The following is a 15,000-nucleotide window of genomic DNA, read 5'->3' as shown; positions in this document are numbered from 1 at the left end:
CGACTGATTTTCTCTTCTTGTTTTTCAAAAAAATCTTCCGCAGAATCTTTGAGTCTTTCCAAAACCCTTTCTGCGTCTCTTCCCGCGTTTTCCAAATTAGATTCCACACCGACTCGAATTTTCTCAGCGTGTATCTCCAGCACCTTCTCGTTCTTTTTAACGACTTGTTCCATCTTATCGATGGTTCCGGAAAATTCTTCCCGAAGAGCTTGTAAAATTTCGTTTCCTTCTTCTTTAATATTCCGCAAAGATTCTCCGAGTCGATCGGAAACAGCGTCCCCTTCTTTTTGGAAGTTCGCCTTGTAACGGGAAATAAATTCCTCTATCTTATCTTTTTGAATCGAATATTCGTTTTTAAATTCTTCGAGAAGATTTTTTCCTTCGATATGAACGTCTCCGAGTTTGTCCTGAAGACGCCCCATCTGATCTTGGGCATTCAATCGAATATTGCCCAACTCTTCTTCCCAATAACGACTGAGATTTTCGAATCTTTGATCAATCTTACGAACTTCCTCATCCACGGTCCCGGAAAGAAGATCGATCTTATCCTCCACTTGAGACAGAAGATCGCCCGCACTAGATTCCATCGCAGACTGAAGGTCCCCAAGATAGGAATCCACATCTTTGATCCGAGTGGAAATTTGTTTATCGAGTATAACGACAGATTGTTTAACTGCCTCTAAATCTTGTTGAATCGACATGGAACGTTCGGAATGAAGTTTAGAAAGTTCTAAATCGAATTCGTCTTTGAGAGAAACAATTCCGTGAATGGTTTTTTCTTTTGCATCTTCTCTTGCGGCGTCCAGGGTCGAATGAAATTCCTTGAAACCCATAGAAATATCTTTTTTCAGATCATCCGCGTCGCTACGGAGGTTACTACTGATACGATTGAATTCTTCTTCGAAGTTGTCAATCTGACGAAGTAATTCCGATTTACGAGCGTCGGCCTGGCGCAGAAGTTTATTCTCTGCTTCCAGATATTTTTCTTGGAAAAATTGAATGGATTCGTTGATCGATTCCGCCTGACGTCTCGTTTCGTTGAGAATTTCGTCCCTACGAGTCATGGTTTCCAAACTCATCCCCTCGATCTCTCTACGAATGGAATCCACTTCGAGTTTGACTCCGTTGATAAACGCCTCTTTGGAATGTGTCACCTGCTCTAAGATCCGGTCCAGTTTTTCTTGAGCGGATTTTTCGGCGAGTTCGGCCATTTCCTCAAGTTTACGATCCGCCGCTTCCGCTTTTTCCTCAATTCTAGAATCCAAACGTTCCAATTTATCGTTTACTGTCAAAAACACAGTTTGGAGCTTTTCGGATCTTAAATCCAAATCTTCTTCTTTATTACGAATCGTTTCAAAAAGAGAGGTGATTTCGGAGCGCAGTTGTTCGATTCTTCCCACGGATTCGCGCATTAAAGAATTGGAATGTGCTTCCAAACTCTCTCTGTAGTTTTCGGCAATTGAGTTCAGGCCCTGGTCTATTTTATCGTTTTTAATTTCCAAAAGTTCTTCGAGTTCTACGATTTTGGAAGCGAGAGATTGTAAAAGTTCGTCCGAACGAAGGTCCATTTTATCGGAAAAAACTTCAAGAATCGATTCCGCTTCGGATCTTAAATCCAAAATTTTCTGATCCAAAAGTTGAATTTCCTTCTTACCGGACTCCATACGAAGAAGCCCCTGTTGGATCGCGTTGGACTCCTCCCGAATATCGGAAGAAAGTTGTACGACCTCTTTAAGATCGCGCGCGACCGAATCCAAAAAGTCACGGTTGGTTTTGATGGACTCGAGCAACTGCCTCGATTCATCATTAAGAGCATGAACTTCGTTTGCAAGTTTACGGGTTTGTTTGAGACTGATTTCTAAATCGATTCCCGCATCTTTTACAGACCCGATCTTTTCAAGCGCGATACCGCTCAATTCATCTTGAATTTTTCCGGTAAAACGTTTGATTTGACTGAGTTTATAGTTGGATTTATCCAGTCTTCGAAGAAGGATTGTAATTCCCACGCTGGCTATAAACGGCAGGAGTAATTCTATTCCCATTGAATTTTGTTTACCATAGACATAAGAAGAACCCGTCCCAAAGGAAACTCAGAATGCTACTCTAATAAGTTGTAGCTTTAGGGAACCTGCCATGGCGGCCCGTCACCGAGTTTAAAAAACGCGAAAACACGGCAGCTTTGACTTTTCCTAAAATGGAAATTCTTACCTTTGGAATAGCTGCAAAATTTCCGGAAACATTATGTCTCGTCAAATTAGAATTGACTATTCGAAAGATCGTAAAAAGAGCAAGAAAAAATTAAATTATGTTTAAAAAAAAGCCCTATTCCGGTTTTTCGTCGGTTTACGACGCAGTCATGCGGGATGTTCAATACAAAGATTGGTCGGAATTTATTCTCTCTTCCTATGCAAACCACTCTCGAAAAATTCTTCCTAAAACCGTTTTAGATCTGGGCTGTGGAACCTGTAAGCTCTGGGAAGAATTTCCAAAAAACGTTGTATTCACCGGAATCGACTCAAGTTTAGAAATGCTCGAAATTGCCAAAAAAAAAGCGATTTATGGAGAATGGATTCATTCGGACATACTCGATTTAAATCTGAACGGACGAAAATTCGACCTCATCCTTTCCACACACGACACACTCAATTACTTAAGAAATGAAGAAGAATTGAAAAAAGTTTTTTCCAGGGTCCAATCCCATTTGGAACCGGAGGGACTTTTCTTTTTCGATTTGAGCAGCCTCTATAATTTTAAAAATCATTTCGACGGACAGACGTTCGTAGAACGAATTAGGGATTATACGATTGAATGGAAAAATCGATTCTTAGAGGATTCGAATACTTTGGAATCCACACTCACCTTTTCTCATAAAAAATCCAAAGAAAAATTCTCGGAAATCCACAAACACAAATATTTTCCAAGAAATACAATTCACAATTTATCTCAAGAATGCGGATTTATACTTTTGGAAGAAGGTTCCGATTATAAAGACTGGATTCTTAAAGAAGATGCGTCTCTTACAAATTATCTCTGCCGTAATATGGAAATGAATTTACGAAATCGATGATATTTATCAGAGTTTTAGGATCGTAAAAGTTTATGTCGAAATCCAACTGAAAGGACGGAAAAACCCGTATGTCAAAATTCAAAATCGAAGGAAAATCCGGAAAGGTTACGATTGATACACCGGTAATCGACGGTTATGATAAAATTTTCGACGAAGTCTCTAAGGATGCTTCTACGGGCGCTATATCGGAAGTGGAATTTTTTCTAGACCCTGTCAAAAAGATAACCTCTAGCGGAATTGCAAAACTTTTAACCGTAAAAAATAGAATGGATCACTATGGAGTAAAGATGAAAATTAAAAACTTAAATCCGGATCTTTTGGAAATCCTCAAGAAATTCAAAGTGGACGGCAAACTCGGTCTCTAAACTTTCAAAAAACGATTGTCTCTTTCGGCGAGACCCGAAAATCCTAGGATGAATCCCAATGGGAACGATTTCAGTCAGCCAACTTTCAAAGTTTTTTTCAGGTAAGACCGCAGTGTCCGGTCTTAGTTTCGAAATTCCGAAAGGAAGAATTACGGGCCTACTCGGACCAAACGGTGCCGGTAAAACCACCACTCTGAAACTTTTAACCGGCTCTCTCCATCCAAACCAAGGAACAATACGATACGACGGTCTTGATCTTTTGGAAAATAAGATTGAGATTCAGAAAAAGATCGGTTATCTTTCCGAGTCTTCTCCGATTTATTGGAATCTTACGGTTTTCGAATATCTTTCTTTTTTAGGAAAAGCAAAAGGAATCTCCGCCAAAGATCTAAGCGAAAGAATCGATTTCGTTTCCTCTTTGTTGAAATTGAAAACGGCGAGTCCGATCAGCTTTCTTTCCAAAGGATTCAGACAGAGAGTCGCCTTGGCGGGAACTCTCATTCAAGATCCTGAATATATCATTTTAGACGAACCGAGTTCCGGCTTAGATCCGATTCAAATCGCAGAATTGAAAGAACTCATTCGCACATTAGGAAAGAATAAAACGATTCTTTTATCATCTCACATTTTACAGGAAGTGGAGGATATTTGTGATCATGTTCTTGTGTTATCGGAAGGAAAATTGATCGCAGATTCTTCTTTAGTTTCTATCTCTCGGGGAGAAGGCAGTTTGGTATTGGCGGAAACCGATTTAGATACACTCAAAGTTTTTTTTTCGGGTACCGACTACGAAATCGAAACGACTGGAGAGTCGGAGGATTCCTTTTTAGAATTTAGAATCCGCTCCCAAAACACGTCCTCGGAAAAAATCTTTCAGCACTTGAAAAAAGCAAGGTTTCAAGTTCGTTCTTTGACTCCGGAAAAAAACTCCTTAGAATCCGTTTTCCAATCTCTGACCATAACCAGATAATATGAAGCTTTTCGAATATTTTAAAACATTTTTTTATAATACTACAACCGTGTTTTGGAAAGAATTTTCCGTTTACTTTAATTCGCCCGTCGGAACAATTTTCGCTTCTTTCTTTTTATTTTTAACTTCGTTTCTATTTTTCTTCGGGTTGGGAGACGGTTCTTTTTGGGACCTTAAATCCGCCAGTATGGAAACGTATTTTCTCTGGGTTCCGATTTTGTACGTGATTTTTATCCCCGCTCTCTCCATGCGCCTTTGGTCCGAGGAAGAACGTTCCGGAACGTTGGAAATCCTTTTTTCTCTTCCCTTGAGAGATTCGGAATTGGTGTTTGGAAAATTTTTTGCGGCTTGGAGTTTTTTAGGATTTGTTCTTTCGTTTACACTTCTGATTCCGGGAACGATTTTTTACCTCGGAGATTTGGATCTGGGAACCGTTGCAGCGGGTTATCTGGGAATTTTTCTTTTAGGTGGAGCCGACTTAGCACTTGGAAGTTTTATTTCCACTCTAACGAAAGATCAGATCAGTTCTTATCTGCTCGGGCTCATTTTTTGCCTCTTCTTTTTTCTTTTGGGATACAGGCCTTTTCTTCAATTTTTAGGAACAAGCCCGGGAACCAAAATTTCTTTTTTTTCTCTTTCCAAACATTTTGAATCGTTTCGTTTAGGGATCCTGGACGGAAGGGAAATCTTTTTCTATTTGAGCTTCATTCTTTTATCCTTATATGCAAATATTCTTACATTGAGGTCGAAACGATGATTTCGAGCCTTAGGATTTTTTTTTCGCGATTCAATTCCAATCCTTGGTTTTTATTTTCCCAGGCATTTCTTATTTTTCTATTTTCAAACGGAATCTTTTCTCAATTTGTATGTAGAAAAGACCTTTCGGAATCAAAACGATTCGAAGTTTCAGAAAGTACACGAAAGATTTTTCAAAATCTACATTCTCCTATCTATATCGACGCATATTATTCCTCTAAAATTCCGGGAGAATATAGGACACGTCTGGATCTAACCAAAGAATTGTTAAGCGAAATCGCTTCCTTGGGCGGATCGAATGCCATATTGCGCTTTCATGATCCCGACTTTTCTGTCGAAGAGCAAAAAAAAGCGATCGAAGCAGGAATTCAACCGCAGATATTGGAAAAGACAGAATTAGGTTCCTCCCAAATAAAACAAGCTTACTTCGGTCTAACTTTAACCTTAGGAACCAGGAAAGAAACGATTCCGATCGCTTTTTATGCGGAAGAAATCGAATATCAAATCCTAACGACTCTTAGAAAAATGATCCGTAGCCCCACAGACTCGGGAATCGGAATCCTTTCTATTCCAGGAACCTTGTCCACGACGGGACCCGAAGCCGGAAAAGATACGATCGGAATTTTCACAAATCAGATTCTAAAAGAAGAATACGGAACCCTTTCGGAAGTCCATCTTGAAGAAGAGGACATTCAAGATTCCTTACATACTCTCCTCTGGATCGGCGGAGGGACGTTATCCGAAACATCTTTTTATAGACTTGATCAGTTCCTAATGAGAGGCGGAAATCTCATTCTTCTTTTCAAATCTATGGACTTTCGTTTGGAACCTCCCAACCGGGAAAAGGGAATTGGAACAAACTCGATCGGCGCAGGAATCGCAAAACCGACCCCTCGGATTGAGGAACAAAATCGTATTTTCGAATCCTACGGTTTTCGAGTGAACACCGATCTTGTCTTGGATCCGAATCGTTCTCTTCCCATCGGTCCTTTGATGGAAGTGGAACCCGGCGTGATCGGAAGGTATGCTTATCCGCCTTGGATTATCGCGGGAAGCTCTCAGGAAATGTTAAGCGAAGTTAGCCCCTTTACAAAACCTTTGAAAAATCTGCTTCTTCCCTGGGTTTCAAGTCTGACTCTTTTTCCAAATCGACAACCGAACGTGAGGATGGAACCGATCCTATCGTCTTCCGAAGAAGCGGAGATCCGCTCTTCCATAGTGGCCCTCGGTGAAAAACAGATCTTTGCGACCCCAATTCGAAACGGGAATAAAAAAATCATTTTGGGCGCTGTGTTAGAAGGCTCTTTTCGATCCGCATTCGCATCCGTCCCGACAATATTCAAAAAATCAAATTCTTTTCTGAAACAAACCTCTGAAGGAAAAAGTTCTCGAATTCTTGTTATCGGCTCCCCCTACCTCGTATCAGATCTTTTGGCCTATCCGGAAACGAGAAAAATCTACCAAGAATCGAACATTCCGTTTTTATTAAATGCTTTGGATATATCCGGCGGAGACACCGATCTCATCCAGATACGAGGAAAAAAATCTGCCTTTTTAAAACTCAATCCATTTTCAGATACTGAAAAAATAACATTCAGTTTCTTGAATCTATTAGGAATACCGTCTCTTTTAGGCCTTTACACATATTTTAGGATGCGACGTAGAAATTTGCTACGAGGTAAAAACCCGGAATCATGAAGTCCTGGATAAAAATTCTTACAGCTTTCGATCATTTCTTTCGGAGAGAAACCGCCCTTGCTTTGGTTCTGATCAATCTAATTTTAGGTACTGTCTACTTTTTAATCTCCGATCCTTTCGGATCCTTTCAAAGAACGTACGACCCGTTCTTTCCTTTTAAAGCGAATGAAATCGAAAGGATTCAAATTGGGAGAAAAGGACATGAGGCAATCTTAGAGCAAAAGAACAGAACTTGGTCCGTCCTAATCGGAGAAGTCGAAGCCAGACCTGATTTCAAAAAAATCACTTCCTTCCTAAACGCCATTTTAAATATCCGAAAGTTTACGAAAATTTCTTCCACTTCCAATTCGAAAGAATTCGGTTTAAACGGTGAGGAATTAAAATTAGAAATCCAAACCGAATCCGGAGAAATCGAAAAACTGGACATAGGAGCTTCCGGAAAATCGGAAAGCGGAACCTTTATCCGAGAACCAAACACGGGAGAAATCTGGTTTGTGGAAGAGAATTTAAATTTCCTAGCAGGCCGCGGGAATGAAAACTTCTTCCTCTCGAACTTTTTAATTCCGGAAAATTTTCGTATGCAAGAAGTTCATACTATTCTAATTTATTCTTCCGAAAACAAAAATGTCGCGTTTGAAATCGAACAAACGAAACCGGGAAATTGGAAACCGATCTCTTCGAATTTTCACCTCTGTCCAGGCGAGGATTGTTTTCGAATCGTTCAAAAAATCCTAACACTCAAGGCGGAAAGAGTTTTAAAAAGACCGTTCGAAGAAAAGATTTTCCCTTTGAATCCCAAAGATCGTTTTCAGATCGAAGTCCGCCTTCATTCGGAGCAGAGTTCTTTTTTGAACTTGGAATGGATTGGAAACACTTCCGATGGGGAACCGATCTTTCGATCGGATTCCGATTCGATTTTGTATGTAATCGACCCCGACTTTTTAAGAGGGTTTCGAGAAGTTTCGAATTTGAAAAAATTCTTCTACGAAACCTCCGATCCGTTTTGACTCCCCAAGGACACATTGATCCGTTTTTTTCGAATGACTTTTTTGATCGTATTTCAAAAGAGCATTTATTTTGAAACGCCTCTAAACGATATTATGAACTCTTTGAAATACACTCCGGTTTTACGATCCAGATTCGAAACCGATTCTCTATTGACAATGTAAATGCCTCCAATTTCCTTTCACAAGAAATCTAAAATTTAGGACGAAAGCATGGCTTTGATCGAAGAATTTGAATCTCAGGGGAATTTTCTATTTCGTTGGAGATCCTATATTCCCGGAATCATCTTGATTCTCTGTCTTGGACTTTTGCCCTTCTATCGGTTTCCCGGAGATTCCTACAACTATCATCTGTACTACCAGTCCTTCTGTTTCGTGATTAGTATTTTGGGACTTTTCGTACGCAGTTTTGTGATCGGTTACGCACCCGCAAGAACCTCGGGAAGAAATACGAAAGAACAAGTGGCAGATCTGGTCAACCAGGAAGGAATTTATTCCCTCATTCGTCACCCTTTGTATGTGGGAAATTTTCTGATGTATCTCGGAGCAGTTTTATTCTTAAAAAACTTTTTGATAGCGGCGGTTTTTATTCTTTTTTTCTGGGTATATTACGAAAGGATCATGTTTGCAGAAGAACAATTTCTGCGCAAAAAATTCGGAGAGGCTTATCTTTCCTGGGCAAACAACGTTCCCGCGTTTATTCCGAAGTTCGGCGGTTATAAAAAACCTGTCCTTCCTTTTTCCGTTCGCAATGTAATCAAAAGAGAATATCCGAGCCTCTTCGGAATTCTTGTCATCTTCAGCGTTTTCGATTTAGTCGCGGTTTATTTTAACGAACCAGTCAGCAATCTTGTAGAAGCAATTCGTATTCCTCAAATCGTTCTGTTCGGCGGCGGACTCGTTTTTTACGTTCTTACAAGAATTGTCGTTAAAACGACAAAACTTTTACATGTAGAGGGTCGCTAAAGAGTCGGTTTCAAAATCTGAAAATGTGGGAACTCTTACGCTTTTAAACGACGGGAAAATCATACAAAAAACCCTTTACTTTATAACGTTATTACTTTTTGGTGCTTCGTTTGGCGGCTCCACTCAAACCTCTATCCGAGTTCTGAATGATGTGACTTTAACTTCAAGAATGTCCAAGTAGCCGACAAAAACTTTGGAGATATAGCAGCGCACCAGCATAGCGGCTACAAGAGCTTTGAAATCGCATACCGCACAACTACGTGAAACTATTCATTAAAGATCAAGAATTTGTGATACAGCCAAAGGATTATGTCGGCGAAACACCACTCGGGATGGGAAAATTCACGTTATCTACTACGGGTGACGGATTTTGAGAAACGACGATTAGATATCAACTATCGAGCTGACAAAAAATCGAACAACAGATGAAGGTTATTCTTGTCGAACCAGAACGACGCACAACAAAATTTACCAGCTGTGCGCGCGGCACTGGAAGTACATTTTGCGCTCGTCGCAGGTGCCTCGGCACATAAATGACACAATTTGACTTTACAGACGAAAAATTGAACGAAGCGTCACTTTACGTCTTGTAAATCCAACGTTAAGCTATATAACCCATCATGAACAAGAATGCTATTAGTAAATTCATAGGCTATCTAATACTGATTTATATAGACAACATTAATTCGAAATCTCTAATGTAAATCGCAATCGAGCCGCTCTCTCTTTACAAAATCCGACTTAACCGGGCAAAGTCTGAGAAGAACTTTCTAGATACGATTTCAACTGATTTGTCTCTTTCGTAAAAAAGACTGGAATTGGATAATTCTGCTTGGAAGAAATCAAAACGATTCCCTCATCGAAGAACAAAATTCTTTCGATTTCGGAAAAGAAATATTTATAACTGCTATTTAACGCTTCAAAAGAAAGAAAATCCCTATTCTCGCTCAATTTGCCCGGACCGATTCGTTTCAAACTTTTCAACTTGTCCGGAATTAATTCTTTCTTTTTGTCGGCGAGTTTTTCATACAGAAGTTCTCGGTTCTGATCCAAATATAAAATCCCGTCGATTTCAAAACGTATCTCTTTGACTTCTTCCACTTTTGACTTTTCTTCGTTTACAAAAGAGAATTTAGGAGGCTCTTCCAAAATCTCTACGCCGGAACGGGAAGGAACTTCTTCTGTTCGGGAGAACTCCTCCTCAATTGAGGAAATGCTCTCATCAAAAAATTCGGCCGAAGAAGATGCTGTTGGTTGCAAAACTTTGTCCTGTTTCGGGATTTTTCTTCCTTCCACAAACAAATCTTCCAGGTGTTTTTGTTTTTCGATTTGTTCCAAGTTAGGAGCCCGTTTGGTTGCCGCAAGAATCTCCGCACCTTTGCGAGGATCGAATTCATACCTAGATAGATGCTCATTTTGGGAATTTTCCTTTCGAGTATTGGATAGCTTAGGCCTTTCTCTACCCGAATTCGGGTTGATAGAAACATAGATAAAACAAAGTAGTCCTACAAGGATAAGTGTGATTGCAATAAAGAGCATCATTCTATGTATCTGTCGACAAAGCAGGTTTCTGAAGCGTTTTTCTTACTTTTCTCCTTTACAGAAATATTCCCTTACAAACCCTTTTAGTTTATTGATATAATCATGGAATTAGAAAACGTTTCTCTCAAAGACAAGATCATTCGCGCGGTTGTTGCCTTCTTTCTTTTTATCCTCGTGAGCGGTTTGATCATCACTTTTCTTCCGGGAGACGCCGAAAAGAGCTTTTTCGACGTGATTTCCGGTCGTTCTAATCTCAACGCCGGAAAAATCGGGAACGATTCCATCCCAATGGATTATTTCCAAGCCGCTCAAAGAGATTGTTTCTTCCAATACAGAAGCATTGCTCCTTCTCTTGCGGAGGACCCTTCCACACTTCAATCCTGCGCATTTCAAACCATCCGCAGTTTGATAGTCACTAAACAAATCGCAAACGCAACCGGATTTTCCGTTTCCGAAACCGGAATCCGTGAGGAACTTTCGGAAGAGGCAAGGAGAATTTACAGAGAATCCGTCAACGGAGCCGGATATTCCGAGGAAGACGTTCGTAAACCCGAAGTCATCTATAGACAGATCCTGAACTCAGCTCCAATGCAATATCGAGTTGATCGTAAAAATGCAAGCGGTCTCTATGATTCTCTTTTAAATTCCGATCTCAAAAAAACCGACGGAGAAGTTGCGATTCAAAAAGAATCCTCTTCCGCTCGGTTTCGACTTCGAATCGTCTCTTATACCGACGAACAGTTGAACAAACTGGCGGAAAAAGAAACCCCCGTTTCCGAAGAAGTTTTACGCGCAAAATACGAAAACGAAAAGAAAGAAGGAAAACTACCGAAAAATACAGACGGCAAGGAACTTTCCTTTGAGGAAAGAAAAAATTTCCTAAAAAGCAAACTACTTCTGGAGGCTCGTTCCAAATCCCAAGAAGAATGGAAAGGAAGATTGAAAACCCTTCAAGAAGAGCCGGACGGACTCCAAAAAATCGCCTCTTTGTTAGGTGTAAACGTTCAGGATTTCAAGGACCAATCTCTTTTGAATCTCTGGGAATTGAAATCCGGAAACCAGAACATCCGCCTTGGAAACAATACTCAGTTTCTTAAAGATTTGACAACTGTGACCTTTGGATCTAAAAAAGTCGGAGGTCCTTACAGAGAATCCGAAAAAAATGTTTTTGTAGAATTCGCTTCCTTGGAAATCGATTCGTCTAAAATCAATACTTCCCAGGGACCGGATTTGAGGGACAACCCGAACCTGCTGAACGGGTTTGTTATGGAAATCAGTCAGGCACTTCAGGAAAAATACCCGATTGAACGAAGGATCGGTCAAAAGGCAGAAGAATAATGCAAATCCGGGCTGAATTGGTAAATCCCTTTCTCGAAGCCGCTACGATCGTTTTTAGAGACGTATTGAAAACGGATTTGATCCGGGGAAAGATCGGAATCAAAGACAACCCAGAAACCAACCTGGAACTTTCCATTGTGATCGGTGTGATCGGAACGTTTAACGGCGAAGTAGTCTACGGTCTTAATTACGACGCCGCATATAAGATCGCCGGTGTTCTAATGCCCGGAATGAACTTACAAGATATTAAAAACGAATACAAAGACATTCTGGGAGAAATCGCGAACATGACCACAGGAAATGCAATGAATATATTCGCAAGTTCCGGTCAATCGATCGAAATCACCGCGCCGAATATAGTCGATTCCAAAAGTGAAACATTAAAGATTCCTAGAAAACCCGCCTTGGGAATCAGTCTGTTTTCCAAGTTTGGAAAACTGGATGTAAACGTTTCTCTTACTTGAGTTGCGATCCGTAGAAAGCCATAACGTTACCCACAAATATTTGGATCTCAAGATAAATCTGTCGGAATTACGACAATCCTCTGTGAAAAGTCGGCCCCACCCGCGTTTGGGTGGAGGAGGAGAGGAGGAGGGAAAACTCGGGAGGCTTTTCTCTATCAGAAAATCATACTTTTTGCAAGTAAAAAGCCTCATTCTTGTCGGAACACTTGAAAAATCTGCGTTTTTGATCCTTCTTATTCCAAAATCCTCCTTAACTTGTGGGTAAGGTTATGGTAGAAAGCAACTCAAACAAAAGGCAGCGGAGCGTCGCCGTTATTTCTCAGCGTAGCTGAGATAGCGATCCGTCGAATGGACCCATAGGGAATGAGACGCTCGAGTTCAGTAATATCTTCTTTTCAAAATCCTTCGAAGCTCCTTTACAAAAGGAGAATCTTCGGAAGCCTCTGGATTCAATCGGTTTAAGTACGTTTTCGCCCAATTTTCCGCTTCCTCGTATCTTCCCTGATCTCCATAAATTCTCGCGATCAAAGTTATCGCTTTTTCCAACTGATCCCTTTTAGGATCAAGTTCCGGTTTTTTTTGTAGAAGTTTTACGAGTTGCAAAAGATATCTTCTTGCGGAATCTTTTCGATCCGTGGACGAAAGCATCTCCCCCAAAGAAAGAAGAGAAATCGATTGGAAGTTTTCGGGAGCCTCCGTGATAATTTTAAGATATTGAGTTTCCGCTTCCGGAATTTTTCCGTTCCCCCGAAGAGCTCTAGCAACCTCGAACACCGCTTTCCATTTTTCGTCCTCAGAATCGATCTGTTCCGTGATCACATTTGCGTCGTTTGAATTTTCCGCGGTCAATCTTGCGTTTTCTAGTCTGGAAGAGTTGGCCGACTTTCCCTGTACGGAAGATTGATCGAACTCGCTCTTTGCCTTGTTTCTCTGGTTTTCTCTCAGTCGTAAAAGACCTTTTTTATATCCGCTTTCGGACGGATCTTCCTTCCTTTTGTCCTTTTTCTTTTTTAAATTTGTTTTTTCGGAATTCGGAAGTATCGTCTTTTCCGGAAATTTTACGACCTCTTCTTTGGGTCGATCCGACGATTTTTGCACAGACGTAGAATCCAAAGAAGAAACGTTAGTTATCTTTGATTCTTCCATCTGCAAAAACTTAGAAGAATCCTCAGTTGAAACGTTTCCCGACTCCGTGCCTTTCGACACAAATTCGGATACTTCCTTTGTTTCATTCGACTTTGTAACTCCGGAAATATCTTTTTCTGAAGTATCGGCAGCATTCATTTCCGTTTCAGAAAGCCCCAACTCTTCCGGGAACGGAAGAGGCATATCAGCAAACGAACTCGTGACGACCATAAGTGAAAAGATCAATATGATCGGAGCAGTCGAAAATTTCATCGAGGCTCCAAAGTTCCCTTGGAATTATTTTTAGGCGGTTTCATCAAATTCGGACGTTCTTGATTGCGGGAATTTCCGTTCCCCCGATCTGGAGAAATGATTCCCGGATCATCCAGATTACGATTTGCTTCCGGCGTTTTGATTCGATCTTCTGTCGGCAGTACGTCCGACTCTGTCGGTAGTTTCGGAGTTCCGACTCCTTCTCTTCTTCCATCTCTTAAGGGATCCTTCCCTTCGGGAATATTCGATTCTTGCAAAAGTCCGTCTTTGGGTTTTTCTCTTTCGTATCGATCGATTTCGAGTTGGGAAGATTCCCCCGTTAAAGAAAGATCCGGATCGTTATAACGAATCGATTTTCGTTTGCGATTGTAATTTCTTTCGATATCTTCCAAAAACAACGCTTTACGATCCAATTCTTTCGCCTGATCGTCGAAAGCCGCCCCTTCTTTACCTCTTTGAATTCCGATAAGAACCGCCAAAGAAACTCCCAACACGGCTAAAGAGATTCCAGTATATAAAAAAGTTTTCTGAACTTGAGGTGGTAGATTTCGAGATAAACTGTCGATCGAGGAAAATCCAGATTGAAGTTTGTCTTTTAGATTGAGATCCATCGTTTTATTTTCCTGGTATATTTGGAAAAATTTCCTAATGTACCTTTAGTTTCGGTCGTTTCCCCAATTCTACTGACAAAGAGAAAATTCTCGATCGGTTTTTTTAACCCTTATTTTTTTATCTTCCTATATCTTGAAAAATAAAATGTATTTGCAGTCCTCAAATTGAGGATGAATCATACACTCTCCGACTCTAGATTGTTATTTTTGTTTGAATCGTCATAAATCCATGCTGAAATGTATATCCCCGGATTTGTTTGATAAGATCAACTCCACAAAAGAATTTAGACTTTTCCATAAAACGACACTCTCACCCAGGCTGGAACAAAAGCGGAGATTCTAAAACAAATGGTGATCACAACTCTAAGACCAAACAGCCGCCCTTGTTACAAAACAAGTCCATCATAAAATAGCGGAACTTTTCATTTCCTTTTGAAAGTTTGGGCGACGAGCCGGAAATAAAGTCCGACCTCACGATAGAAATCCTAGCCGCAACAGGAACCCTCAAAGGGATTTCCAAGTTAAAAACCATACATTACTGACTCTCATTCTGAGATAGAGTCTCAGAACTTTTGTATAGATTCGAGCTACGTGCTCAATATCCCCTGTTTTCATTCAACTCAAACGTACCAGAAAAACTTGATATTTATCCAGTTCGTAAAGCCCAAGAGCTCTTTTATTCTTAAGTCGGTTTCAATAAAATGCAAATTGGGTCCGTTATAGTCAAAAAAATAATATTCAAATTTACTGAAATAGGATATATTTTATTGACTTTTTCCATTCTAAACGAAATGAACAAAAAAATCGAATCAGGAGACGAA

14 protein-coding genes and 1 pseudogene (1 of these 15 running past the window's edge) are annotated in these 15,000 nt (G+C 40.3%); 11 read left to right on the top strand and 4 right to left on the bottom strand.

Going from position 1 to position 15,000, the window contains the following annotated elements; translation table 11 throughout:
* Positions 1-2,042: the 5' portion of a SpiroCoCo family coiled-coil protein gene (locus tag LEP1GSC062_RS17680; protein ID WP_010578219.1), read on the bottom strand. It extends 1,387 nt beyond the left edge of the window; only the first 2,042 of its 3,429 coding nucleotides appear in the window; it begins with the start codon at positions 2,040-2,042; the stop codon falls past the left edge of the window.
* A gap of 263 nt (positions 2,043-2,305) precedes the next feature.
* Between LEP1GSC062_RS17680 and LEP1GSC062_RS17675 the strand changes: the two genes are divergently transcribed.
* The 8 genes from LEP1GSC062_RS17675 to LEP1GSC062_RS23730 all read left to right on the top strand — a co-directional run bounded on the left by LEP1GSC062_RS17675 (position 2,306) and on the right by LEP1GSC062_RS23730 (position 9,007).
* A complete protein-coding gene (locus tag LEP1GSC062_RS17675) occupies positions 2,306-3,067 on the top strand; it encodes a class I SAM-dependent DNA methyltransferase (protein WP_020984853.1) in 762 nt (253 codons plus the stop codon).
* 68 nt (positions 3,068-3,135) lie between these two features.
* Positions 3,136-3,432 (top strand): STAS domain-containing protein, encoded by a 297-nt coding sequence (locus LEP1GSC062_RS17670; protein WP_010578220.1) that lies wholly within the window; start codon positions 3,136-3,138, stop codon positions 3,430-3,432.
* A 58-nt stretch (positions 3,433-3,490) separates the two neighbouring features.
* Positions 3,491-4,402, top strand: a complete 912-nt coding sequence (locus LEP1GSC062_RS17665; RefSeq protein ID WP_010578221.1) for an ABC transporter ATP-binding protein — start codon at positions 3,491-3,493, stop codon at positions 4,400-4,402.
* A 1-nt stretch (position 4,403) separates the two neighbouring features.
* Complete coding sequence (locus LEP1GSC062_RS17660) at positions 4,404-5,159, top strand: ABC transporter permease (RefSeq protein ID WP_020984919.1); 756 nt, start codon at positions 4,404-4,406, stop codon at positions 5,157-5,159.
* Entirely contained in the window at positions 5,156-6,856 is a 1,701-nt protein-coding gene (locus LEP1GSC062_RS17655; protein ID WP_020984824.1) for a GldG family protein, read from the top strand. Before LEP1GSC062_RS17660 ends, LEP1GSC062_RS17655 begins: the two co-directional genes overlap by 4 nt.
* A complete protein-coding gene (locus tag LEP1GSC062_RS17650; RefSeq protein WP_010578225.1) occupies positions 6,853-7,863 on the top strand; it encodes a DUF4340 domain-containing protein in 1,011 nt (336 codons plus the stop codon). Before LEP1GSC062_RS17655 ends, LEP1GSC062_RS17650 begins: the two co-directional genes overlap by 4 nt.
* Positions 7,864-8,073: 210 nt before the next feature.
* Positions 8,074-8,826 carry a lipid A Kdo2 1-phosphate O-methyltransferase gene (lmtA, locus tag LEP1GSC062_RS17645; protein ID WP_010578226.1) on the top strand — a complete coding sequence of 251 codons (753 nt, stop codon included), beginning with the start codon at positions 8,074-8,076 and terminating at the stop codon, positions 8,824-8,826.
* 25 nt (positions 8,827-8,851) lie between these two features.
* On the top strand, positions 8,852-9,007 hold the full coding sequence (locus LEP1GSC062_RS23730) for a hypothetical protein (protein WP_162142176.1): 156 nt from the start codon (positions 8,852-8,854) through the stop codon (positions 9,005-9,007).
* Positions 9,008-9,567: 560 nt separating this feature from the next.
* Here the strand turns inward: LEP1GSC062_RS23730 and LEP1GSC062_RS17640 are convergent.
* Positions 9,568-10,368, bottom strand: coding sequence for an LIC_11490 family protein (locus LEP1GSC062_RS17640; protein WP_020984952.1), 801 nt, complete (start codon positions 10,366-10,368; stop codon positions 9,568-9,570).
* Positions 10,369-10,470: 102 nt separating this feature from the next.
* Between LEP1GSC062_RS17640 and LEP1GSC062_RS17635 the strand changes: the two genes are divergently transcribed.
* Together LEP1GSC062_RS17635 and LEP1GSC062_RS17630 are read left to right on the top strand one after the other, a co-directional pair.
* Positions 10,471-11,706 carry a hypothetical protein gene (locus LEP1GSC062_RS17635; protein WP_010578228.1) on the top strand — a complete coding sequence of 412 codons (1,236 nt, stop codon included), beginning with the start codon at positions 10,471-10,473 and terminating at the stop codon, positions 11,704-11,706.
* Positions 11,706-12,170, top strand: coding sequence for a chemotaxis protein CheX (locus LEP1GSC062_RS17630; RefSeq protein WP_002614363.1), 465 nt, complete (start codon positions 11,706-11,708; stop codon positions 12,168-12,170). The genes LEP1GSC062_RS17635 and LEP1GSC062_RS17630 overlap by 1 nt, the downstream gene beginning before the upstream one ends.
* A gap of 378 nt (positions 12,171-12,548) precedes the next feature.
* Here LEP1GSC062_RS17630 and LEP1GSC062_RS17620 read toward each other — a convergent pair whose 3' ends face one another.
* Complete coding sequence (locus tag LEP1GSC062_RS17620; RefSeq protein ID WP_039942503.1) at positions 12,549-13,568, bottom strand: tetratricopeptide repeat protein; 1,020 nt, start codon at positions 13,566-13,568, stop codon at positions 12,549-12,551.
* On the bottom strand, positions 13,565-14,179 hold the full coding sequence (locus LEP1GSC062_RS17615; RefSeq protein ID WP_010578230.1) for an LIC_11485 family protein: 615 nt from the start codon (positions 14,177-14,179) through the stop codon (positions 13,565-13,567). The genes LEP1GSC062_RS17620 and LEP1GSC062_RS17615 overlap by 4 nt, the downstream gene beginning before the upstream one ends.
* 229 nt (positions 14,180-14,408) lie before the next feature.
* On the opposite strand from LEP1GSC062_RS17615, the pseudogene LEP1GSC062_RS25955 reads away from it, so the two are divergent.
* Positions 14,409-14,489 (top strand): annotated as a pseudogene (locus LEP1GSC062_RS25955) (Crp/Fnr family transcriptional regulator); the annotation flags it as partial.
* Positions 14,490-15,000 lie beyond the last annotated feature (511 nt).

Origin of the sequence: Leptospira alexanderi serovar Manhao 3 str. L 60 (assembly GCF_000243815.2) — a bacterium.
GTDB lineage: Bacteria > Spirochaetota > Leptospiria > Leptospirales > Leptospiraceae > Leptospira > Leptospira alexanderi.
Note: the sequence above shows the minus strand (reverse complement) of the source record. Positions and strands in the feature narration are given on the sequence as shown.